Genomic DNA, 22,885 nt, shown 5'->3' with positions numbered 1-22,885 from the left:
CCGCTATTGCATTGCACAAACGCGCGCCATTCTAGATGAAGTGCCGGGTGACGACCACTAGGGAGCATCCCGCCTTGAGGAACCTGCCTCGTGCTGGTGACGTGGCAAGCATGCGAGGGAAGTCCCGCCCGGTCAAGCGCTTGCGCGGGGTGGACCACCAAATCGCCCACGAATAGGGGGATACGCACGTTGCTGCACCGCCACAAACTGTGCACATTTAGTCACAATTGAACATGGATCGTGTGCGGATCAAACGCCAAGATAGCGATCCAGCAAGCCGGGTTGCACCGCCAGTTCGGCCGCAGGCCCGTTCATGACGACCATGCCCTTCTCCAGCACCACCACGCGATCGGCATTGGCCAGCACCGTGCGGTAGTTGCGATCCACCACCACGGATGCAATGCCGGTGGCGCGCACGGTGGCAATGACCTGCCAGATCTCGGCGACAATGCGTGGCGCCAGGCCTTCGGTCGCCTCATCGAGGATCAGGCAGTCCGGGTTGGTCATCAAGGCCCGTCCGATAGACAGCATCTGCTGCTCGCCGCCGGACAGTTGCTGCCCACCGTGGCCAAGGCGCTCCTTGAGGCGCGGGAACTGGTCCAGCACCCTTGCCTCGTCCCAGTCCATCCGGCCAGACGGCCCTTTGCGCGCCGCCATCAAGAGGTTCTCGCGCACAGAGAGATTGGGGAAGATGCCCCGCCCTTCGGGCACATAGGCCACGCCCAGGCGTGCCACTTCATACGGCTGCGCACGGGAGACGTCGCGCCCGCCGGCGAGGATGGTGCCCTCGCGCTGCCGCACATGGCCCAGGAGAGTACGCAGCAGCGTGCTCTTGCCCATGCCGTTGCGCCCCAGCAAGCCCACGGTCTCGCCCGTGCCAACGCTGAAATCGATCCCGCGCAGGACGTGGCTGCTGCCATACCAGGCATGGACGCCGCGTGCGGCAATCATCTCGCTTGGCGCGCTCATGCTGCCTGCTCCCTATGCAGGGCCGCCTGGTGGGAGGCTGCCCCCTCCTCGTCCTTCTCAGCCTCCTCGCCCAGGTAAGCCTGCTGGACTTCGCGATTGACGCGGATCGCTTCGGGATCGCCAGAGGCGATCACAGTGCCGTTGACCATCACCGTGATCCGGTCCGCCACGGAGAACACCGCCTCCATGTCGTGCTCGACCAGCAGCACCGCGTGGCCATCGCGCAGCGAACGCAGCAGCGCAAGCATGCGTGCCGACTCCTCCGCGCCCATGCCGGCCAAAGGCTCATCCAGCAGCAGCACGGTGGGCTGGGTGGCCAGGCACATCGCCACCTCGAGCTGGCGCTTCTGGCCATGCGACAGCGCCGTGGCAACGGTATCCGCGCAGCCTGCCAGGCCGGCGCACTCCAAGGCTTCGTCGCCCAGCGCGCGGCTGGTGCGGCATCGCTGCGCGCCCTCCCACAGTCGCCAGGCCCGCTGCGCGCGCGACTGTGCCGCCAGGCGGCAGTTCTCGCGCACCGTCAGCGGCAGGAAGATATTGTTGCGCTGGTAGCTGCGGCCCACGCCTTCGCGCGCCAGGCGCGGCTGCGACCAGCCGGTCACGTCGCGCCCCTGCAATTGCAGCGCGCCAGACGATGGCGGCAGCTCGCCCGACAACATATTGATCAGCGTGGACTTGCCCGCGCCATTGGTGCCGATCACCGCGTGGATCTCATGCAAGGCCAGGTCCAGGTCCACGTCGCCCACCGCGGTGAGGCCGCCAAAGCGGCGAGTCAGCTTGCGGGCCGACAGGACCGGCGCAGGTACGACAGGTACAGGTGCGTTCATCGTGATCCTCCTTGGCGCCGGCGCGCGGCACCACGGGCCAGGCTGATCAGCCCATGCGGCAGCAAAGCCACCGCCAGGATGACAAAGCCGCCCATCAGCAACTGCCAGTGCTTGGTCAGCGTGCTGAACCACTCCGCGAGCAAGACGAAGGAGAAGGCCCCCAGCACCGCGCCCGCCAGGCTGCCGGCCCCGCCCAGGATCACCATCAGCATGGCGTTGCCGGACTGGTGCCAGGATGCGATCTCCGGATTGACGAAGCCGTACTGGATGGCATACAGGTAGCCGGCCAGGCCGGCAAAGGTGCCGGCCACCACGAAGGCGCCAAGCTGGTAGCGATAGGTGGCATAACCGGCAGCACGCATGCGCTGCTCGTTATGCTTGATGCCCACCAGCGCATGGCCGAAGCGCGAGCGCAGCACCACCGCCAGCCCGGCCACCGTGAGCACCAGCGCGCCAAGCACCAGCCAGTAGAAATGCGTGACGTCGTTGACGTCGAACGGGTGCGCCCCCAACAAGCCGAACTCCGGTCGGAAATAGATATAGGTACCGTCGCTGCCGCCCGCGATCTTGGTGTCGTGAAAGACGAAATACACCATCTGCGCGAATGCCAGCGTGACCATGATGAAATAGATGCCACGCGTGCGCAGCACCAGCGCGCCCACCACCAGCGCCAGCAGCGCGGCCGCGCCAAGCGCGCCCATCAGCAAAAGCCAGCCGTTGCCCGGACCGGCCTGCGGCGCCATCATCGCGGTGGCGTAGGCGGCCATGGCAAAGTAAGCCGCATGGCCCAGGCTGACCAGCCCGGTGTAGCCGATCAGCAACTGCAGCGACAGCGCGAAGATGGCCATGATCATGACCTTGCTGACCAGCTCGATGTAAAAACGCTGCCCGTCCGAGTTCAGCAGTAGCGGCAGCACCGCCAGCACCGCAAACGCGGCCAGCCAGCCCAGGCCGCCCAGCCAGGGCATGGGCTGGCTGCGCGCGCGCGCCGGCCCCTCCAATGCATTGGTATCGCTTGGCATATCCCTACCCCGCCTTGAACAAGCCCTGGGGTTTCCAGAGCAGGATGAGTGCCATCAGCAGGTAGACCAGCACGCCGGAGGCCTCCTGCCAGAACACCTTGCCGAACGTATCGACGAAACCCAGCAGCAGCGAGGCCACCATGGCCCCCTTGACCGAGCCGATGCCACCGATCACCACCACCACGAAGCACACGATCAGCACCTGGCTGCCCATGCCCGGATAGACCGAGGACACCGGCGCGGCGATCATGCCGGCCAGCACCGCCAGGGCCACGCCCAGCGCAAACACGAAGCGGTACAGCACCGTGACGTTGATGCCCAGCGACTGCACCATCTCGCGATTGGTGGCGCCGGCGCGAATCATCATGCCAAGGCGCGTGCGGCGGATGACCAGGTACATGGCCGCGGCCACCAGCAGGCAGATCGCGGAGATAAACAGGCGATAGACCGGATAGGTCATGTCATTGCCGATCGGCAGGGCCCAGTCGAGCATGGCCGGCACGGTCACGCCATGTACGTCGTCGTCCACCAGGATGCTGCGCAGTTCCTCGAACACAAGGATGAGCCCGTAGGTCATCAGCACCTGCTGCAGATGCTCGCGCTCGTAGAGATAGCTGAAGAACACCCATTCCAGCACGTAGCCGAACGCCACCGCCAGCACGATGCCCAGCGGAATGGCGATCAGCAGGCTGCCGGTCAGCCCGGCCAGCGTGAAAGCCAGGTAGGCGCCCAGCATGTAGAAGCTGCCGTGGGCGAGGTTGATCACGCCCATGATGCCGAAGATCAACGTCAGGCCGCTCGCGACAAGAAAGAGCAATAGGCCGTACTGGATGCTATTGAGGCACTGAATGAAGAAGGAAACGATATCCATGGATATCCATGCGGCAAAGCGGCAACTCGGTTGCGGTATGCGGCCCGGCTGGCGCCGGGCCGGACTTCGGCACGGCGCCTTGGCGGCGGCGGGCCACGGCGACTACCCGCTCAGAGCCGGCAGCCGCGCGCCGGATCGGCCAACGCCTTCACTGCAACGGCGCCCAGCTTGTTCTCCCGGCCATCGACTTTGCGCAGGTAGAAATCCTGCACCGGATTGTGGGCCTTCGAGAGCGTGAAAGTCCCGCGCGGGCTATCGACCTTGGTCTGCTCCATCGCCTTGATGACCTCGGCCTTCTTGCTCATGTCGCCCTTGACCGCGCCGGCGCCTGCGGCCAGCAACTGCGCGGCGTCGTAGCCCTGCACGGCGTACACGTCGGGCTGCAGCTTGTAGGCCTTGGCGTATTCCAGGCGGAAGCTCTTGTCGCGCGGGTTGGGCAGGCCATCGGCATAGTGCAGCGTGGTTTCGATGCCTTGCGCCGCGGCGCCCTGTGCTTCCAGCGTGCCGTCGGTGAGGAAGCCCGACGCGTAGAGCGGAATCTTGTCCTTGAGGCCCGCCGCGGCCCAGTCCTTGACGAATTTCACGGCGCCGCCGCCGGCGAAGAACACGAAGACCGCATCGGGCTTGATCGATGCGACCTCGGTGATCAACGCCTGGAATTCCACGTTGGGGAACGGCAGGCTCAACTCCTTCACCACCTTGCCGCCCTTGGCCTCGAAGGCTTCCTTGAAGCCCTTGACCGACTGCTCGCCGGCCGCGTATTTCCACGTCAGCGTGACCACCTTCTTCATGCCGCGCTCGGCCAGCACATGGCCCATGGCGTAGCCCGGCTGCCAGTTCGAAAACGAGGAGCGGAAGATATTGGGGCCGCACAGCGGGCCGGTGGCTTCATCCACACCCGCATTGGGAATGATCAGCAGCGTGTTGTTTTCCTTGGCCACCTTGACGATGCCCATCTGCACGCCCGAGTGCACCGTGCCCACCACCACGTCGACTTGGTCGCGCTTGATCAGCTTGGTGGCGTTCTCCGGCGACTTGGCCGGATCGGACTCGTCGTCCACCTTGAAGTACTCGATCTCACGCCCGCCCAGCTTGCCGCCCTGCTCCTGCACGTACATCTTGAAGCCATTCTCGATGGCGTTGCCCAGCGACGCATAGGTGCCCGTGTAAGGCAGCATGAAGCCAACCTTGATCTTGCCGGTGCCCTGGGCATTGGCGCCCGCGGCAAAGGCAAGGGATGCAGCGATGGCTAGGCATGCGGGGGCCAGCCCGCGCGATGTGAAGCGATGCATGGATGTCTCCTGGTGGTCAAGCCGACTTCCGTCGCCTGGGCCGGCATCGCCAGCCTGCGGGACTCCCATCCGTGCGCGGCATTCGCAGACCTCGCGAGCTGCCGGACGGGGGGGGAACTGCAGGCCAACGCGCAGGGGGCGCGGAATTATTTTAGGTATGAAGTATGTGCCGTTATAAACCTGACTGCCGCGTCCGTCAACGGCCCGGGCTGGTCGCGGTGAGGCGAGTGGCCGCATCGCGGGAGTTTAAGCAGGACGGTTTGTGGCGCATATCGATGGATACCCTCAATCTGCGCCATGGTGCCGTATTCATCGTCCTCGCCTTGCACCGCCAGCACGGGACATTGGATCTGCGACAGCAGCGGATGCAGGTCGAAGGCGCGGAACGCGGGATCGAGCCAGATATCGTTCCAACCCCAGAAGGCGGAATCCACATCGTCGTGATGGCGCGCCAGCTTGCTGCGCAGGTCCGCCTGCAGATAGGCCTCGCGGGCGGCCCGGATGCTGCTCACCGAGATATCCTCCACCAGGATGTGCGGCGCCAGCACGGTGATGCCATCGACCGCCTGAGGGAAACTCGCGGCATGTATCAGCGCGATCGAGCCGCCGTCGCTGTGGCCGAACAGCCAAGGCTTGCCACGTTTGCGTCCCGGCCCGATCTCGAGTGTGTCGAACAGCGCCGGCAGTGCCTCGCGCGCCTGGCGATGCATGTAGTCGACGCCCCACTTTTCCGGGGCGGGACGCGGGGTGGAGCGCCCATAGCCATAACGCGACAGCACCAGCCCGCGAAAGTCTCCAGCCTCGCACAGCGCGGCGGGATAGTCGCGCCACATACTGATCGAACCCAGCCCCTCGTGCAGGAAGACCACCAGCGGGCGCTCCTGCCGCTGCGGCCGCAGCCACTGGATCTCGATCTGGATACGGCGGCCGTCGAACGGAATTTCCACCAATTCGCTTTGCATGCCCTTGCCCTTCATCATCGGTCTGTCGTCGCCGGCACGATTGCCGGCTCCGGAGCCGCGCCATCGGCAGCCGCGTGCGCAGCCTCCTCTCGCTGGCGCAGCTGGAAGCGCTGGATCTTGCCGGTGGCCGTCTTCGGCAGTTCAGCCACGCACTCGATCTGGCGCGGATACTTGTACGGGGCCAGCCGCGACTTGACGAACGCCTGCAGCTCGGCCGCCATGCCCTCATGCCAGGACTGGCCGGGGCGCAGCACCACGAAGGCTTTCGGCTTGACCAGTTCGTCGGCATCGGCCACGCCGATCACCGCTGCCTCCAGCACGGCCGGATGCAAGGCCAGCACGGCCTCGACCTCGAATGGCGATACATAGATGCCGCCCACCTTGAGCATATCGTCGCTGCGCCCGGCGTAGATGAAATAGCCATCCGCATCCTGCTGGTACTTGTCGCCGCTGCGGGTCCATTCGCCCACGAAGGTGTCGCGGGTCTTGTCGCGGTTGCCCCAGTACATCAGCGCGGCGCTCGGGCCCTTGATAAAGAGGTCGCCAATCTCGCCCTGCGCGCAGGGCTGGCCCGCTTCATCCAGCAGCCTCAGCGCGTAGCCGGGCACCGGCTTGCCGGTGGTGCCGTAGCGCACGTCGCCGGGACGGTTCGACAGGAAGATGTGCAACATCTCGGTGGAGCCAATGCCGTCGAGGATGTCGCAGCCAAAATGCGCGCGGAAACGATCACCGATATCCTTGGGCAGTGCCTCGCCCGCCGACGTGCAAACGCGCAGCGCAACCTCCGGCCGACGCGGCAGGTCGCCCGCGGCCAGCATGCCGGCATATAACGTGGGCACGCCGCAGAAAACCGTCGGGCGCTGCTCGCGCAGCCGGCGGAACACCGCTTGCGGCGTGGGACGTTCGGCCATCAACACGGTGGTGGCGCCAACGGCAAGCGGAAACGTCAGCGCATTGCCCAGGCCGTAGGCGAAGAACAGCTTCGCCGCGGAAAAAACCACGTCGTCTTCACGCAGGCCAAGCACCTGGCGCGCATAGAGATCGGCGGTATGGAACAGGTTGCCATGCGTGTGCACGGTGCCCTTTGGGCGCCCCGTGGAACCGGACGAATACAGCCAGAAGGCGATGTCGTCCGGCCGCGTGGCGGCAGCGCCCTCCAGCGGCATGCCCTGCCCGGCCATCTCGGCCACGCTCGGCCCCGGGCCGGCACTGCCGGCATCCGGTGCGGCGAGGATCAGCGCGGGCGCGGTGCCAGCTTTGCCGATGGCATCGCGCATGACGCTGGCCAGCGGTGCCGAGACCACGACCGCGCGCGCGCCGCTGTGGTCCAGCATGTAGGCGTAGTCGTCGACGGTCAGCAGCGTGTTGACGGCCACGGGCACCACGCCGGCGAGCAGGCAGCCGAGGAACACCGTGGGGAAATCGATGGTGTCCAGCGCGCACAGCAGCAGGCGCTCCTCGGGGCGGATCCCGGCATGCAGCAGGGCGGCGGCAAAGCGCCGGCATCGCTGGTCCAGCGCGGCAAAGCTGAGCAGGCCGGCATCGTCCACATAGGCGACCTTGTCGGCGCGGCCTGCCGCCAGGTTGCGCGACAGCAAGTCGGCGGCGGCGTTGTAGCGGGCCGGCAGTACGGAAATGGCCGCCGCTGTAGCGGCATGAGTCGCATCGGCCGCCGGGGACGGGGATGCAATGGGGGGCGTCATGTCTCCACTCCTCGATGCCGTCCCCGGGGTCGCACTTCGCCGTGGGAACGGAGTCAGGTTTGTCGTGATTTTTTGTTTTTTCTTGACCTGCATTTGTCGATGCATTTTATTGCATATCGCCTATTATGCAAGCAGAGAAATGCACTATATGACACGAAGGCCGCGTCCCTTATAATCGCAACCCCGATCCTGGCCCCAACCGCTCCCATTCCCTATCCAAACCCGCCCGCCATGCGCCGCGACCCAGACCCACTGCTGGCCCCCGATTCCTCCGACGCCCGCCCTGCCGGCGAGCGCGATCCCTACCTGACGCAACTCGGCGAGCGCATCCGCTCGCTGCGCGCGGCGCGGGGCATGTCGCGCAAGGACCTCGCGCGCGGCGCGGAGGTGTCCGAGCGCTACCTCGCCAACCTGGAGACCGGCACCGGCAATGCGTCCGTGCTGCTGCTGCGCCAGGTGGCGCGCGCGCTGGATGTGCCGCTGCCGGTGGTGCTGGCGGAGATGGAGACCCAGCACGCTGCTGGTGGCCAGCCTGCCTCGGAGTTCTCGCAGCTGGTGCAGTGGCTGGCGCAACTGCCCGCGGCCGACCTGTCACGCGTGCGCGAGGCTTGCCGCCATGCCCTGGCGCCCTCCGCCTCCCATGACGCGCGCCATCGCCGCATTACGCTGATCGGGCTGCGCGGCGCCGGCAAATCCACACTCGGGCGGGCGCTGGCCGCGGCCATGGAAGTGCCCTTCGTCGAGCTCAACGGTGTCATAGAGCAGGAAGCCGGTGCCAGCCTGGCCGAAATCCACTCCCTCTACGGGCAGGCCGCCTACCGCCGCTACGAGATGCGCGCACTTGAACGCGTGCTGCGGGAGAACGACCGCATGGTGCTGGCCACACCCGGGAGCCTGGTCTCGGAGCCCTCCACCTTCAACCTGCTGCTGGCACGCTGCTACACAGTCTGGGTAAAGACCTCGCCCGAGGAACACATGGCACGAGTGGTAGCGCAGGGCGACATGCGCCCGATGGAAGGCAACCGTGAAGCCATGGACGATCTGCGCCGGATCCTGCTGGCGCGCACTCCGCTGTACTCCCGCGCGGACGTGACGATCGACACCAGCGGCCAGGATCCCACCACCTCCCTGCAGGCTTTGCGCGCCCATCTTCGCGTGATTGGCGCGTGATTGGTACCTGTTTGGCGCCTGAACATCGAGCAAGGATTGCGTCGGCCAGATTTGTGCACTATATTTCATCGCAAGGGATGATCGACAATATAATGCATAAAGGAGACCACGATGTCCGCCCCGGCCACTCCCACCGCCACCGCCACCACGATTGAGCAAGCCCCCGTCACCTTTGAGCGCGACCCCGCGCAATACCGCCACTGGAAACTGACGTTCGCGGGCCCGGTGGCCACGCTGTCCATGGATGTCGACGAAGACGGCGGCCTGCGCCCCGGCTATGCCCTCAAGCTGAACTCCTACGACCTCGGCGTGGACATCGAACTGCACGACGCCGTGCAGCGCATCCGCTTCGAGCACCCGGAAGTGCGCACCGTGGTCCTCACCAGCGCCAAGGACCGCATTTTCTGCTCAGGCGCCAACATCTTCATGCTCGGCAAGTCATCGCACGCCTGGAAGGTGAACTTCTGCAAGTTCACCAACGAAACCCGCAATGGCATCGAGGACGCCAGCCGCCACTCTGGCCTGAAGTTCATCGCGGCCTGCAACGGCACCACCGCCGGCGGCGGCTATGAACTGGCCCTGGCCTGTGACGAGATCGTGCTGGTCGACGACCGTTCCTCCGCCGTCAGCCTGCCCGAAGTGCCGCTGCTGGGCGTGCTGCCTGGCACCGGCGGGCTCACGCGCATCACCGACAAGCGCCGGGTGCGGCGCGACCACGCCGACATCTTCTGCACCACCACCGAGGGCGTGCGTGGGCAGCGGGCGCACGACTGGAAACTGGTCGATGCCGTGGTCAAGCCGGCGCGCTTCGCGGAACATGTGCAACAGCGCGCGCTTGCGCTTGCCGCGCAGAGCGACCGGCCCGCCGGCCAGGATGGCGTGAAGCTCACGCCACTGTCGCGCAGCCAGGATGCGCACGGATACCGCTATGAAACGGTCCAGGTGCATATCGACCCGCATGCCCGCAAGGCCACGCTGACGGTCTTCGGCCCGACCAAGCACCAGCCGCAGGCGCTGGCCGCGATCCTTGCCGCCGGCGCCGACTGGTGGCCGCTGAAGATGGCGCGCGAGCTCGACGACGCCATCCTCACGCTGCGCGCCAACCATCTCGACATTGGCATGTGGATCCTCAAGACCGAAGGCGATCCCCATCAGGTGCTGGCCACCGATGCGCTGCTGGATGCGCATGCCGGGCACTGGTTCGTGCGCGAAACCATCGGCATGCTGCGCCGCACGCTGGCGCGCCTGGAGGTGTCGTCGCGCACGCTGTTTGCGCTGATCGAGCCGGACTCCTGCTTTGCCGGCACGTTGCTAGAGCTGGCCCTGGCCGCCGACCGCAGCTACATGCTGCACCTGCCCGACGCGCCGGACGATGCACCGCGCGTGTTCGCCAGCGCCGCCAACTTCGGCCGCTATCCGGCCGTCAACGGGCTGACCCGGCTGGCCGCGCGTTTCTACCAGGACGAGGTGGCGGTCCAGGCCGTGCAGGACCATATCGGCGCGCCGCTCGACGCCATCAACGCCGCCTCGCTCGGCCTCGTCACCGCCACGCCCGACGACATCGACTGGGAAGACGAGATCCGCATTGCCATCGAGGAGCGCGCCAGCCTGTCGCCGGACGCCTTGACGGGACTCGAAGCCAACCTGCGCTTCGGGCCGGTGGAGACCATGGAGACCCGCATCTTTGGCCGCCTCACCGCCTGGCAGAACTGGATCTTCAACCGGCCCAACGCGGTGGGCGAGCAAGGCGCGCTCAAGGTGTTCGGCTTGGGCAACAAGGCCCGCTTCGACTGGGACCGCGTCTGAGCCCGTTTGCCCATCCGGGCCAGCCGTCCGCGCAACAAGAAACAAAAAACAAGAAACAAGACAAGGAGACAACCCCGTGAGCATCGACTACAGCCAGAAGATCCCGAACAACGTCAACCTGTCCGACGACCGCGCGCTGCAACGCGCGCTCGAGCACTGGCAGCCCGCCTTTCTCGACTGGTGGCGCGACATGGGACCCGAAGGCTCGCACCAGCACGATGTCTACCTGCGCACGGCGGTCTCGGTCGATCCTTCCGGCTGGGCGCATTTCGACCACGTCAAGATGCCCGACTATCGCTGGGGCATCTTCCTCCAGCCCGCCGACCCGGCACGCCGCATTCATTTCGGCGAGCACAAGGGCGAAGCGGCCTGGCAGGAAGTGCCGGGCGAGCATCGCGCCAACCTGCGGCGCATCATCGTCACCCAGGGCGACACCGAGCCGGCCTCGGTGGAGCAGCAACGCCACCTGGGCATGACTTGCCCCTCGCTCTACGACCTGCGCAACCTGTTCCAGGTCAATGTGGAAGAAGGCCGCCACCTGTGGGCCATGGTGTACCTGCTGCATCGCCATTTTGGGCGCGACGGGCGCGAAGAGGCCGAGGCGCTGCTGGGACGGCGTTCCGGCGACGAGGACAACCCGCGCATCCTGGGCGCCTTCAATGAGCGCACGCCCGACTGGCTGGCCTTCTTCATGTTCACCCACTTCACCGACCGCGACGGCAAGTTCCAGCTCTGCGCGCTGGCCGAATCCAGCTTCGACCCGCTGGCGCGCACCACGCGCTTCATGCTGACCGAAGAAGCCCACCACATGTTCGTCGGCGAGTCCGGCATCTCCCGCGTGATCCAGCGCACCTGCGAAGTCATGCGCGAGCGCGATATCCAGGATCCCGCGGACGTGCGCGCCGCTGGCGTGATCGATCTCGATACCATCCAGCGCTACCTCAACTTCCACTACAGCGTGACCATCGACCTGTTCGGCGCCGACCAGTCGTCCAACGCCGCCACTTTCTACAGCGCCGGGCTCAAGGGCCGCTTCGAGGAAGGCAAGCGTGGCGACGACCACGTGCTCAAGGGCGAGGTGTACCGCATCCTCGACGTCACCGACGGCCGCCTGGGCGAGCGTGAGGTGCCCATGCTCAACGCGCTCAACGAGGTGCTGCGCGACGACTACGTCAAGGACACGCTCGGCGGCGTGGCGCGCTGGAACAAGGTGATCGAAAAGCACGGCATCGCATTCCGCATGACAGTGCCGCACAAGGCATTCAACCGCAAGATCGGCAGCCTGGCCAACGTCCATGTCTCGCCGGCTGGCGAACTGCTCACCGAAGCGCAATGGCAGGCCGGCGAGCGCGAGTGGCTGGCAACCGACGAGGACCGCGCCTTCGTGGCCTCGCTGATGGGCCGGGTCACCGAGCCCGGCAAGTACGCCAACTGGATCGCTCCGCCGGTGGTGGGCGTCAACCGCCAGCCGATGGATTTCGAGTACGTACGCTTCAACTGACCCTGACCAGCCCGGACTGACCCACGGGCAACATGCGGCGCAGCACCGGCGACAGACCGGCCGCGCGCCAAGGAGACCAAAGAGATGGGCGCCCCCGACATCATCAAGCAGCACCTGATCGACCCCGAGATCTGCATCCGCTGCAACACCTGCGAAGACACCTGCCCGATCGACGCGATCACCCATGACGACCGCAACTACGTGGTCAGGGCCGACGTGTGCAACGGCTGCGGCGCCTGCCTGGGGCCGTGCCCCACCGGCGCGATCGACAACTGGCGCACGATGCTCAAAAGCGCGGCCTATCCGATCGAGGCGCAGTTGCTATGGGACGAACTCCCCGCCAGCCTGCCCTTGCCGGCGGACGCGGGGCTCGATAGCGCGCCGGATCCGGCTTCACCGCCGCAGACCGGGCAGGAGCCGCAAACCCAGCAGGTGGAAACCAGCCGGCATACCTCGCCCAAGGCGCCGTGGTCGGCGGCGCATCCGTATGTCAACCTGCACGGCGTGCGCGCCCCCGTCACCGCCACCGTGGCCGGCAACTACCGCCTGACCGCCGACGACGCATCGAGCGATGTGCATCACATCGTGCTGGATTTCGGGCAGCACTATTTCCCGGTGCTGGAAGGCCAGGCCATCGGCATCGTGCCGCCCGGCACCGACGCCAACGGCAAGCCGCACTACATCCGCATGTACTCGATCGCCAGCCCGCGCGACGGCGAGCGGCCGGGCTACAACAACCTGGCGCTCACCGTGAAGCGCGTCGAGCAGGATCATGACGGGCAGCCTGTGCGCGGCGTGGCATCCAACTTCCTGTGCGATCTCGCGCGCGGCGACGAAGTGCGCGTGGTCGGCCCGTTCGGCACCACCTTCCTGATGCCCAACCACCGTGAAGCCAGCGTGATGATGATCTGCACCGGCACCGGCTCGGCCCCGATGCGCGCCATGACGGAGCACATGCGGCGCAACGTCGAGCAATTCGACGGACAGCGCCTGTTGTTCTTCGGCGCCCGCAACGCGCGGGAACTACCCTACTTCGGCCCGTTGATGAAACTGCCGCCGAGCTTCCTCGATATCCATCTCGCCTTCTCGCGCGATCCCGGCCAGCCCCGACGCTATGTGCAGGACGCCATCCGCGAAGCCGGCGCCCGCGTGGCGGCGCTGCTCAACGACCCGCACGGCCATGTCTACATCTGCGGCCTCAAGGGAATGGAAGACGGGGTGCTGGCTGCGTTCGCAGAGGTCTGCGCCAGCACCGGGCTGGCCTGGGGTGAACTGGAAGTTGCCATGAAGACAGAGGGACGGCTGCATATCGAGACGTACTGAGACGTACTGAGACATACCGATCCTGCGGAAGGCCTCGCTCCGTTGCGCCCCACACCCTCGCAACGCGGAGCGCAGCAGAAGGTCTTATACAGGACAAGTGCGCATTCCGCAGCGGGCGAGACCACCAAGCCATGCAGATAAAGATGGCGTTTTCCTGCTTCCCTTACGAAACGAACCGCCTATAATGTTTCTGAAGAAACAGGAGCGAGGCGATGCAACCCAAGCAAGTCCCCGAGCATCTTCCTGCCGGCAGTCCGGACCCCGGCACCACCCTCACCAAGGCGGTCATGCGTGCAGCCGGCTTCCTTGGCATCAGCCAGGCAGGCGTGGCCAACGTGCTGGGCATCAGCACCGCCTCTGTGTCCCGAATGGCTTCCGGGGGCTATGTGCTCGATGCGCATCGCAAGGAATGGGAGTTCGGCGTGCTGTTCGTACGCCTGTTCCGCTCGCTCGACGCCATCCTCGGCCACAGCGACCAGGCCCGCCTCTGGCTGGCCAACGAAAACCTGGCGTTGGGTGGCAAGCCGCTCGACCTGATCCGCACAACAGAGGGCCTGGTACGTGTCGTTCACTATCTGGATGCCACCCGCGGTCGCGTCTGAGCGCAAGCCGTTTGCGCTCACGCTCTGGCGCGCGGTTGAGGCCCAGCATGTGGTATCGACCATGCCGCTGGTCGACAGCCTGGAGGAGCAGGCCGTGCTGGAAGCCGTGCTGGACGCCGGCAAGCCCGCGGTGCCCGCCGACGCACGCCACCTGCACTATCTTCTGTTCACGCCCTTTCGCTACCCGCCCTCGCCCTGGGGCTCGCGCTTTCGCGCCGAGCAGGATCCTGGCGTGTTCTACGGCGCGGACGATATTCGCACCGCCTGCGCGGAACTGGGCTACTGGCGCTGGCGCTTCCTGCTCGACAGCCCGGCGCTGCCCCGCATCGACGCCCGGCCCCACACCTTGTTCCAGGTGAGCGTGCGCACCGAAGGCATCGCGCTCGACGCCCCGCCGTTTGCCGAAGACGCAGCGAAGTGGACCGATCCCGACCACTATGATGCCTGCCAGGCCTTGGCCCGCACGGCCCGGGAAGCTGGCCTCGGCATGATCCGCTACACCTCGGTGCGCGACCCGGAGCACGGCGCCTGCGCCGCGCTGCTAACCCCGCGCGCCTTCGCCGAACCCCAACCACGCGTCACCACCACCTGGATGCTGACCGTGCGGCCTGACCGCGTCATCTGGCAACGCGACGACCTGCTGCAGCGGGACAGCTTCCAGTTTGCCGCCAGCGTCTGGCAGCGCAGCAAGGCCAGTCCCGCCCCTGCCTGAACCCCCGCGCGCCATTGCAGCCGCGATCCTTATCGGGGCGAGTTCTTGCGCCCTTCGCCATTCTGACGCAATTGGCTGTTGCACCGCGGTAGGATTTGCCTTATAATCTTTTTCTTCGACGGACGCGGGGTGGAGCAGTTGGCAGCTCGTCGGGCTCATAACCCGAAGGTCGCAGGTTCAAGTCCTGCCCCCGCAACCAAACACCTGCATGCCAATGCAGTCACGGTCGAATGCAAAGCAAACCAACGCCCCAACGCCCAATTCCGGGCGTTTTTTGTTTTGTGCGCCGGGTGCTCGACTTCGGTGCGGTCCCGCGCGCTAGCCCACCCCAAACTCGCACCCCACCCCCGGCAGCCCCCATCGGCGGTGATACACTTTCGCCATTCCTCCCGGACGCCCCTCATGAAATTCTGCTCGAACTGCGGCCATGCGGTCGTGCTGCGCATCCCTGAAGGCGACTCGCGCCTGCGTTCAGTGTGCGACAACTGCAGCACCATCCACTACGTCAACCCGCGCAATGTGGTCGGCACCATTCCCGTGTGGGAGGACAAGGTCCTGCTGTGCAAGCGCGCCATCGAGCCGCGCTATGGCTTCTGGACGCTGCCGGCCGGCTTCATGGAGATCGGCGAGACCACCGCGCAGGGCGCCGCGCGCGAGACGCTGGAGGAAGCCGGGGCACGGGTGCAGGTCGGCGAACTGTTCTCGATCCTGAATGTGCCGCATGTGCATCAGGTGCACATGTTCTACCTGGCAACGCTGGAAGACCTGGACATCTCGGCGGGCGAGGAAAGCCTGGAGGTAAAGCTGGTCGAGGAAGCCGACGTACCCTGGGACGAACTGGCCTTCCCCACCGTGATCCATTCGTTGCGCTGCTTCTTCGCGGATCGCGCGGCGGGACGGCTAGCCGACGGCACCTTCCGCCTGCACAGCCTGGATATCGACAAGCCGATGCGCCCGCTGACCACCCGGGCCACGGTCGAACCCTGAACCCGGGCACGTTGCCCGCACTGCCCGCATGATCACCTGGCTGGATCCGCATGATCCGTTCCCGCCGGTCGAGCGTGCGCTCGGCCCGGGCTCCGACGCGCCCGGCCTGCTTGCGGCCAGCCGCGAGCTGTCGGCGCAGCGCCTGCTGCTGGCTTACCGCCAAGGCATTTTTCCCTGGTATGCCGAAGGCCAGCCGGTGCTGTGGTGGAGCACCGATCCCCGCATGGTGCTGCCGCCGCAGGCACTGCGCGTTTCCAGCACTTTCCGCAAGACCCTCAAGCGCGTGCTGCGCGACCCCGACTGGGAAGTCCGCGTCGACGATGACTTTATCGCCGTGATGCAGGCCTGCGCCGAAACCCCGCGCGATGGCCAGCATGGCACCTGGATCACCGAGGACATCATCGCCGCCTATGGTGCACTCCACCGCAATGGCCTGGCGCATTGCGTGGAGACCTGGTACCAGGGCGAGCGCGCGGGCGGCCTGTACGGCGTGGCGCTCGGGCGGATGTTCTATGGCGAATCGATGTTCGCGCGGCGCACCGATGCCTCCAAGATCGCCCTGGCCGCGCTGTGCGCGTTCCTCGGCAACCACGGCGTGACGATGATAGACTGCCAGCAGGAAACCGATCATCTGGCTTCGCTCGGGGCGAGTCCCATACCGCGTGCGGAGTTCGCGGCCCATATCCGCATTGCCACCCGCCAGCCGGATATCGTGCCGTGGGGTTTTGACAAGACGGTGCTGCAGAGATGGACTCAGGTGCAGCCGTAGGGCGCACCGCATTGGCCACTCGCCGCAAGGCCTGGTCGCTGCGCCGTCGGCTTTCCCGCGTTGCTGTTTCATCCCTGGCCGTTGCAGACACATGAGCAAGCTAAAGGAACTCCCCCTTTCCGCGTTGCAGTTCTACGCTACGGCACCCTACGCTTGCAGCTACCTCGATGGCCGCATGGCGCGCTCTCAGGTGGCCACGCCCGCCCACCTGATCAATGCCGACGTCTATTCGCGGCTGGTGCGCGCCGGCTTCCGGCGCAGCGGCATCTTTACCTACCGCCCCTATTGCGATGAATGCCACGCCTGCACGCCGTGCCGCGTGGTGGTCGACCAGTTCCGCCCTGACCGCAGCCAGCGCCGGGCCTGGCGCCAGCACGGCAGCCTGCAGGCGCTGGTGGCGCCTCTGACCTACGTGGAAGAGCATTATTCGCTCTACCTGCTGTACCAGTCGATGCGCCACGCCGGCGGCGGCATGGACCAGGACAGCCGCGACCAGTACGAGCAGTTCCTGCTCCAAAGCCGGGTCAACTCGCGGCTGGTGGAATTCCGCGAGCCGCCGGGCTCGCCCGAGGCCGGACGGCTGCGCATGGTCAGCATGATCGATGTGCTCGACGATGGCCTGTCCTCGGTCTACACCTTCTACGACCCGCTGGAGGTGCACGCCAGCTACGGCACCTACAACATCCTGTGGCAGATCCAACAGGCCCGCGAACTCGCCCTGCCCCACCTGTACCTGGGCTACTGGATCGCCGACAGCCGAAAAATGGCCTACAAGGCGCGCTACCAGCCGCTGCAGGTGCTGACCGCAAACCAGTGGCGCGCGTTCGATGCGGCGCCAGCGTCGCTGCGGGATGCGGCGCCCGCCGTGGCGTCGCCCACCGCTGTGCCGGTCGTACCGCCGCAGCCCGGCGACGAAGCCCCGGAAAACAGCCTGTAGCGGACAGCCTGCGCGAGTCATGCCCGCGCCAGCGGCGCAGCACCCGATCTGGCCCAACCGTTACAATGCCGCCTTGGTCCCGACTTCCAAGCTGATTCCCTGTGCTGAACGCGCTCTACCCCTTGTTTCGCCCCGCCCTGTTCTCGATGGATGCGGAGGACGCTCACCATTTCACCCTCAACAACCTGCTCCGCGCCAAGCGCATGGGGCTGGCGGGCTGCATCGGCAATACCATCGCCGATGACCCGCGCACGGTGATGGGTGTGCGCTTCCCCAACCCGGTTGGCCTGGCCGCCGGGCTCGACAAGGATGGCGCCTACATCGACGGGCTGGCCGCCTTCGGCTTCGGCTTTATCGAGGTGGGCACCGTAACGCCGCGCCCGCAGGCGGGCAACCCGCGGCCGCGCATGTTCCGCCTGCCGCAGGCGGATGCGCTGATCAACCGCATGGGCTTCAACAACGGCGGCGTGGATGCCTTTATCGCCAATGTGAACGCGTCACGCTGGAAGGCTGAAGGCGGCGTGCTGGGCCTGAACATCGGAAAGAACGCCGATACGCCGATCGAGCGCGCGGTGGACGATTACCTGCACTGCCTGGAACGGGTCTACCCGCACGCCAGCTACGTCACCGTCAATATCTCCTCGCCGAACACCAAGAACCTGCGCCAGCTGCAGGGCGCCAGCGAGCTCGACCACCTGCTCTCCACGCTCAAGGACGCACAGCAGCGCCTGGCCGACAAGTACAAGCGCTACGTGCCGCTCGCGCTCAAGATCGCGCCGGACCTCGATGCCGACCAGATCGGCAATATCGGCGATGCGCTGGTCCGCCACCGGATCGACGGCGTGATCGCCACCAACACCACGATCGCCCGCGACGCCGTCAAGGGCCTGCCGCACGGCGAGGAAGCCGGCGGCCTGTCGGGCCGGCCGGTGTTCGAATCCTCCACGCGCGTGGTCAAGAGCCTGCGCGCGGTGGTTGGGGACGCGGTGCCCATCGTTGGCGTGGGCGGCATCTTCAGCGGTGCCGATGCGCAAGCCAAGATCACGGCGGGCGCGCAACTGGTGCAGGTGTACAGCGGGTTGATCTACCGCGGCCCGGTGCTGGTCAAGGAATGCGCCGCCGCGCTGCGCGCCTGACGGCCGCGGCCCAAACCCGTTTTTGCGCCTTATCACCCCAGTCTCACAAGGATAGCCATGGAAACCACCCGTCTTGGCCGCAGCGACCTGCAGGTTTCGCGCATCTGCCTGGGCACCATGACCTTCGGCGAGCAGAACACCGAAGCCGAAGGCCACAGCCAGCTCGACTACGCGGTGTCGCGCGGCATCAACTTCATCGACACCGCAGAGATGTACCCGGTCAAGCCGCGTGCCGAGACCTATGGCAGCACCGAGCGCATCGTTGGCACCTGGCTCAAGCGCCAGCAGCGTGAGCGCATCGTGCTGGCCACCAAGGTGGCGGGCCCGGCGCGCATGCCGTGGATCCGCAATGGCGGCGACCTGACCCCGGACAGCATCCGCGCGGCGGTGGACGCCTCGCTGGCGCGCCTGCAGACCGATTACATCGACCTGTACCAGATCCACTGGCCCGCTCGCAACGCGCCCATCTTCGGGCAAAAGCAGTTCGATCCGGCCAATGAACGCGAGTGCGCCTCGATCCAGGCGCAGCTCGAAGCCATGGGCGAGCTGGTGCGCGCGGGCAAGATCCGCTATGTCGGCGTGTCCAACGAAACGCCGTGGGGCGTGGCTGAGTTCGCCAAGCAGGCGGAGCTGCACGGCCTGCCGCGCATCGCCACCATCCAGAACCCGTACAACCTGCTCAACCGCAGCTTCGAGCAGGGCCTGGACGAGGCGTGCTTTCGCACCGACGTGAGCCTGCTGGTATACAGCCCGCTGGCCTTTGGCCAGCTCACCGGCAAGTACCTCGGCGGCGACCTCGCCCACCCCGTGTTTGACGCGCAGGCCAAGGGCCGCCTGACGCGCTTCCCGCCCGACTGGAGCCCGCGCTACCTGCGCCCGGAAAGCCTGGCCGCGGCAGCCCGCTATGTGACGCTGGCACGCGAGCACGGCCTCTCGCCGGCAACGCTGGCGCTGGCCTGGAGCTACTCGCGCTGGTTCGCGGCGAGCACCATCATCGGCGCCACCTCGCTGGAACAACTGCGCGAGAACATCGATGCCTGGCAAACGCCGCTGCCTGAGGCGATCACCGCGGCCATTGCCCGCATCCACGCCGAAATCCACAATCCGGCGCAGTAACGTTTCCGCGTTCCAGGCACCAGCGACGGTGCGCCGCCCGGCGCCGCCCATGGCGCGCTCCGGGCCTGCCGTTTTCCCCTACTGACGCACTGGAACAGGGCAAAACCGGGCAAATTTCGCCTCGAAAATGGTATCCTCGCAGGCTTATCGCCGTCGTATCCGCTGTACAAGAGCGTCCTCCAGCCTGCCGCCTGGTGTATCGCCCACACAACGGACCGGCCGGTTGGCGCAGCGCGCCGCCGGGCAAGACGGCGGACCAGTTCTTATCGAGAACGAAACGCGGCTCATCACCCAGAACCCATATCCGGGGGAGATTAAAAATTATGAAGTGTCTCAAGACATCGACCAAGACCATCCTGGGCAGCGCCGTCGCCCTCGCGCTGCTGTACGGTGGCGCCGTGCAGGCCCAGACCGTCAAGGTGCTCTCGATCGTCGACCATCCCGCGCTGGACGCCATCCGCGATGGCGTGCGCGACGAGCTGAAGACCGCCGGCTTTGACGCCGACAAGAACCTGAAGTGGGAATACCAGAGCGCGCAGGGCAATACCGGCACGGCCGCGCAGATCGCCCGCAAGTTCGTTGGCGACCAGCCCAACGTGATCGTGGCCATCGCCACGCCGTCGGCCCAGGCCGTGGTGGCCGCCACCAAGTCGGTGCCGGTGGTGTACTCCGGCGTGACCGATCCGGTCGCCGCCCAGCTGGTCAAGAGCTGGAGCGCATCGGGCACCAATGTGACCGGCGTGTCGGACAAGCTGCCGCTGGACCGCCAGGTTGCCCTGATCAAGCGCGTGGTGCCCAAGGCCAAGACGGTCGGCATGGTCTACAACCCCGGTGAAGCCAACTCGGTGGTGGTGGTCAAGGAGCTGAAGGCGATGCTGGCCAAGGAAGGCATGACGCTGAAGGAAGCCGCCGCACCGCGCACGGTCGACATCGGCGCCGCCGCCAAGAGCCTGATCGGCAAGGTCGATGTGATCTACACCAACACCGACAACAACGTGGTGTCGGCGTACGAAGCCCTGGTCAAGGTTGCCAACGAGTCGAAGATCCCGCTGGTGGCTGCCGATACCGACAGCGTCAAGCGTGGCGCCATTGCCGCGCTTGGCATCAACTACGGCGACCTCGGCCATCAGACCGGCAAGGTGGTGGTGCGTATCCTGAAGGGCGAGAAGCCCGGCGCGATCGCTTCGGAAACCAGCGACAAGCTGGAGCTGTTCGTGAACACCGGCGCGGCCGAGAAGCAAGGCGTGACGCTGTCGCCCGAGCTGATCAAGGAAGCGAAGACCGTCATCAAGTAATCACGGCACGCTGACCCTGCGCGTTCTCGCGCAGGTGGCTCTATCCGGGCCCGCCCCCGGAAACGCCTGCGCCGCGCCGCCTGACCCGGGCAGCGTGCCAGGCGTTTTCAGATTCGGCCTCCCGTGCCGGACACAAGCAACTGGATTTCCCCCATGTCCCTCTTTTCCCTGCTGGGCGCCCTGGAGATCGGCCTGATCTTCAGCCTCGTCGCCCTGGGGGTGCTGATCTCCTTCCGCATCCTCAATTTCCCCGATCTGACGGTCGATGGCAGCTTCCCGCTGGGTGGCGCCGTGGCGGCCACGCTGATCGCCTCGGGCCAGGATCCGTTCATCGCCACCGCGCTGGCGATTGTTGCGGGCGCCTTTGCCGGCTTCGTCACCGGCTGGCTCAACGTGCGCCTCAAGATCATGGACCTGCTGGCCAGTATCCTGATGATGATCGCGCTGTACTCGATCAACCTGCGCATCATGGGCAAGCCCAATGTGCCGCTGATCACCGAGTCGACCATCTTCACCATCCTGCAGCCGGACTGGCTGCCCGACTACATGCTGCGCCCCGCGCTGCTGCTGATCGTGGTGGTCGTGGCCAAAGTTGGCCTGGACTGGTTCTTCTCCTCGCAGCTCGGCCTGGCCATGCGAGCCACCGGCGCCAATCCGCGCATGGCGCGCTCCCAGGGCATCGCCACCGGCCGCGCCACGCTGGCGGGCATGGCGCTGTCCAACGGCCTGGTAGCCCTCGCGGGCGCGCTGTTCGCGCAGACCCAGGGCGGCTCCGATATCTCCATGGGCATCGGCACCATCGTGATCGGCCTGGCCGCGGTGATCATCGGCGAGAGCATCCTGCCGGCGCGCCGGCTGGTGTACACCACGCTGGCCGTGGTACTGGGCGCCATCCTCTACCGCTTCTTCATTGCGCTGGCCCTGAACAGCGAGTTCATCGGCCTCAAGGCACAAGACCTGAACCTGGTCACTGCCGTACTGGTGACCGGTGCCCTGGTGTTGCCCGGGACCCGCAAGAAGCTGTTCGGCCGCAAGAACGGAGGTGCCTGAGATGCTGCGCGCACAAGACCTGAAACTCACCTTCAATCCCGGCACCCCGATCGAGACGCGCGCGCTGCGCGGCCTCAGCCTGGATATCCCGACGGGCCAGTTCGTTGCCGTGATCGGCTCCAACGGCGCCGGTAAATCCACCTTCCTCAATGCCATCAGCGGCGATCAGATGGTGGACACCGGCCGCATCACGATCGACGACGTCGACGTCACGCGCAAGCCGGCCTGGGACCGTGCCCCGCTGGTGGCGCGCGTCTTCCAGGACCCAATGGCGGGCACCTGCGAGGCACTGACGATCGAAGAAAACATGGCGCTGGCCATGGCACGCGGCAGCCGCCGGGGCTTTCGCGCGGCGCTGAACAAGCCCTCGCGCGAGCTATTCCGCGACAAGCTGCGCCTGCTCAACCTCGGCCTGGAAAACCGCCTGACCGACCGCATCGGCCTGCTGTCGGGCGGCCAGCGCCAGGCCGTGAGCTTGCTGATGGCCTCGCTGCAGCCCTCGCGGATCCTGCTGCTGGACGAGCACACCGCTGCGCTGGACCCGAAGACCGCCGCCTTCGTGCTGGAGCTGACCGCCAAGATCGTGGAGCAAGCCAAGCTCACCACGATGATGGTCACGCACAGCATGCGCCAGGCGCTGGACTACGGGCAACGCACGGTGATGCTGCACCAGGGCCAGGTGGTGCTGGACGTGTCGGGCGACCAGCGCGCCGGGCTGGACGTGCCGGACCTGCTGCGCATGTTCGAGCAGACACGGCATGAGCAGCTGGATGATGATGCCCTGCTGCTGGGCTGAGCCTCGCGCTTCGTTCGCTTAGCCACGCACCCATGCAAA

Annotated in this window: 21 protein-coding genes and 1 tRNA gene; 15 read left to right on the top strand and 7 right to left on the bottom strand. The window is 66.3% G+C overall.

Going from position 1 to position 22,885, the window contains the following annotated elements:
- Positions 1–249: 249 nt before the first annotated feature.
- From AC1Q7Q_RS02880 to AC1Q7Q_RS02850, 7 genes are all read right to left on the bottom strand, one after another.
- Positions 250–969 carry an ABC transporter ATP-binding protein gene (locus AC1Q7Q_RS02880; protein WP_492372784.1) on the bottom strand — a complete coding sequence of 240 codons (720 nt, stop codon included), beginning with the start codon at positions 967–969 and terminating at the stop codon, positions 250–252.
- Complete coding sequence (locus AC1Q7Q_RS02875; RefSeq protein WP_492372783.1) at positions 966–1,796, bottom strand: ABC transporter ATP-binding protein; 831 nt, start codon at positions 1,794–1,796, stop codon at positions 966–968. The genes AC1Q7Q_RS02880 and AC1Q7Q_RS02875 overlap by 4 nt, the downstream gene beginning before the upstream one ends.
- Positions 1,793–2,764, bottom strand: a complete 972-nt coding sequence (locus AC1Q7Q_RS02870; protein WP_492372842.1) for a branched-chain amino acid ABC transporter permease — start codon at positions 2,762–2,764, stop codon at positions 1,793–1,795. Before AC1Q7Q_RS02870 ends, AC1Q7Q_RS02875 begins: the two co-directional genes overlap by 4 nt.
- A gap of 58 nt (positions 2,765–2,822) precedes the next feature.
- A complete protein-coding gene (locus AC1Q7Q_RS02865; RefSeq protein WP_150987739.1) occupies positions 2,823–3,689 on the bottom strand; it encodes a branched-chain amino acid ABC transporter permease in 867 nt (288 codons plus the stop codon).
- A 110-nt stretch (positions 3,690–3,799) separates the two neighbouring features.
- Positions 3,800–4,981: an ABC transporter substrate-binding protein gene (locus tag AC1Q7Q_RS02860; protein WP_183030966.1), complete on the bottom strand. Its 1,182-nt coding sequence runs from the start codon at positions 4,979–4,981 to the stop codon at positions 3,800–3,802.
- A gap of 146 nt (positions 4,982–5,127) precedes the next feature.
- Positions 5,128–5,943: an alpha/beta fold hydrolase gene (locus tag AC1Q7Q_RS02855; protein ID WP_492372841.1), complete on the bottom strand. Its 816-nt coding sequence runs from the start codon at positions 5,941–5,943 to the stop codon at positions 5,128–5,130.
- Between the two features lie 14 nt (positions 5,944–5,957).
- Positions 5,958–7,646: a benzoate-CoA ligase family protein gene (locus AC1Q7Q_RS02850; protein WP_492372782.1), complete on the bottom strand. Its 1,689-nt coding sequence runs from the start codon at positions 7,644–7,646 to the stop codon at positions 5,958–5,960.
- Between the two features lie 231 nt (positions 7,647–7,877).
- Between AC1Q7Q_RS02850 and AC1Q7Q_RS02845 the strand changes: the two genes are divergently transcribed.
- From AC1Q7Q_RS02845 to AC1Q7Q_RS02775, 15 genes are all read left to right on the top strand, one after another.
- Positions 7,878–8,816 carry a helix-turn-helix transcriptional regulator gene (locus AC1Q7Q_RS02845; protein ID WP_492372781.1) on the top strand — a complete coding sequence of 313 codons (939 nt, stop codon included), beginning with the start codon at positions 7,878–7,880 and terminating at the stop codon, positions 8,814–8,816.
- A 111-nt stretch (positions 8,817–8,927) separates the two neighbouring features.
- The gene (gene boxC / locus AC1Q7Q_RS02840; RefSeq protein WP_492372780.1) at positions 8,928–10,622 is read left to right on the top strand and encodes a 2,3-epoxybenzoyl-CoA dihydrolase; all 1,695 of its coding nucleotides are present in this window, start codon (positions 8,928–8,930) and stop codon (positions 10,620–10,622) included.
- Between the two features lie 76 nt (positions 10,623–10,698).
- Positions 10,699–12,123 carry a benzoyl-CoA 2,3-epoxidase subunit BoxB gene (gene boxB / locus AC1Q7Q_RS02835; protein WP_174422703.1) on the top strand — a complete coding sequence of 475 codons (1,425 nt, stop codon included), beginning with the start codon at positions 10,699–10,701 and terminating at the stop codon, positions 12,121–12,123.
- A gap of 84 nt (positions 12,124–12,207) precedes the next feature.
- Positions 12,208–13,446: a benzoyl-CoA 2,3-epoxidase subunit BoxA gene (boxA, locus tag AC1Q7Q_RS02830; protein ID WP_492372779.1), complete on the top strand. Its 1,239-nt coding sequence runs from the start codon at positions 12,208–12,210 to the stop codon at positions 13,444–13,446.
- A 212-nt stretch (positions 13,447–13,658) separates the two neighbouring features.
- Positions 13,659–14,048 carry an MbcA/ParS/Xre antitoxin family protein gene (locus AC1Q7Q_RS02825; protein ID WP_043345277.1) on the top strand — a complete coding sequence of 130 codons (390 nt, stop codon included), beginning with the start codon at positions 13,659–13,661 and terminating at the stop codon, positions 14,046–14,048.
- The gene (locus AC1Q7Q_RS02820; protein ID WP_492372778.1) at positions 14,008–14,760 is read left to right on the top strand and encodes an RES family NAD+ phosphorylase; all 753 of its coding nucleotides are present in this window, start codon (positions 14,008–14,010) and stop codon (positions 14,758–14,760) included. Before AC1Q7Q_RS02825 ends, AC1Q7Q_RS02820 begins: the two co-directional genes overlap by 41 nt.
- A 123-nt stretch (positions 14,761–14,883) precedes the next feature.
- Positions 14,884–14,959 (top strand) — tRNA-Met (locus AC1Q7Q_RS02815).
- Positions 14,960–15,162: 203 nt separating this feature from the next.
- Positions 15,163–15,747, top strand: coding sequence for an NUDIX hydrolase (locus AC1Q7Q_RS02810; RefSeq protein ID WP_174422706.1), 585 nt, complete (start codon positions 15,163–15,165; stop codon positions 15,745–15,747).
- Between the two features lie 28 nt (positions 15,748–15,775).
- Positions 15,776–16,516 carry a leucyl/phenylalanyl-tRNA--protein transferase gene (gene aat, locus AC1Q7Q_RS02805; RefSeq protein WP_492375945.1) on the top strand — a complete coding sequence of 247 codons (741 nt, stop codon included), beginning with the start codon at positions 15,776–15,778 and terminating at the stop codon, positions 16,514–16,516.
- A 91-nt stretch (positions 16,517–16,607) separates the two neighbouring features.
- Complete coding sequence (locus AC1Q7Q_RS02800; protein ID WP_150987755.1) at positions 16,608–17,453, top strand: arginyltransferase; 846 nt, start codon at positions 16,608–16,610, stop codon at positions 17,451–17,453.
- Positions 17,454–17,554: 101 nt separating this feature from the next.
- The gene (locus tag AC1Q7Q_RS02795; protein WP_492375944.1) at positions 17,555–18,589 is read left to right on the top strand and encodes a quinone-dependent dihydroorotate dehydrogenase; all 1,035 of its coding nucleotides are present in this window, start codon (positions 17,555–17,557) and stop codon (positions 18,587–18,589) included.
- Positions 18,590–18,646: 57 nt separating this feature from the next.
- Entirely contained in the window at positions 18,647–19,705 is a 1,059-nt protein-coding gene (locus AC1Q7Q_RS02790) for an aldo/keto reductase (RefSeq protein WP_492375943.1), read from the top strand.
- A gap of 323 nt (positions 19,706–20,028) precedes the next feature.
- Positions 20,029–21,000, top strand: coding sequence for an ABC transporter substrate-binding protein (locus tag AC1Q7Q_RS02785; protein WP_043345265.1), 972 nt, complete (start codon positions 20,029–20,031; stop codon positions 20,998–21,000).
- Between the two features lie 153 nt (positions 21,001–21,153).
- Entirely contained in the window at positions 21,154–22,050 is an 897-nt protein-coding gene (locus AC1Q7Q_RS02780) for an ABC transporter permease (RefSeq protein ID WP_492375942.1), read from the top strand.
- Position 22,051: 1 nt separating this feature from the next.
- Complete coding sequence (locus AC1Q7Q_RS02775) at positions 22,052–22,846, top strand: ABC transporter ATP-binding protein (protein ID WP_492375941.1); 795 nt, start codon at positions 22,052–22,054, stop codon at positions 22,844–22,846.
- Positions 22,847–22,885: the final 39 nt, after the last annotated feature.

This window comes from Cupriavidus sp. GW823-FHT07A04 (assembly GCF_058794615.1).
Note: the sequence above shows the minus strand (reverse complement) of the source record. Positions and strands in the feature narration are given on the sequence as shown.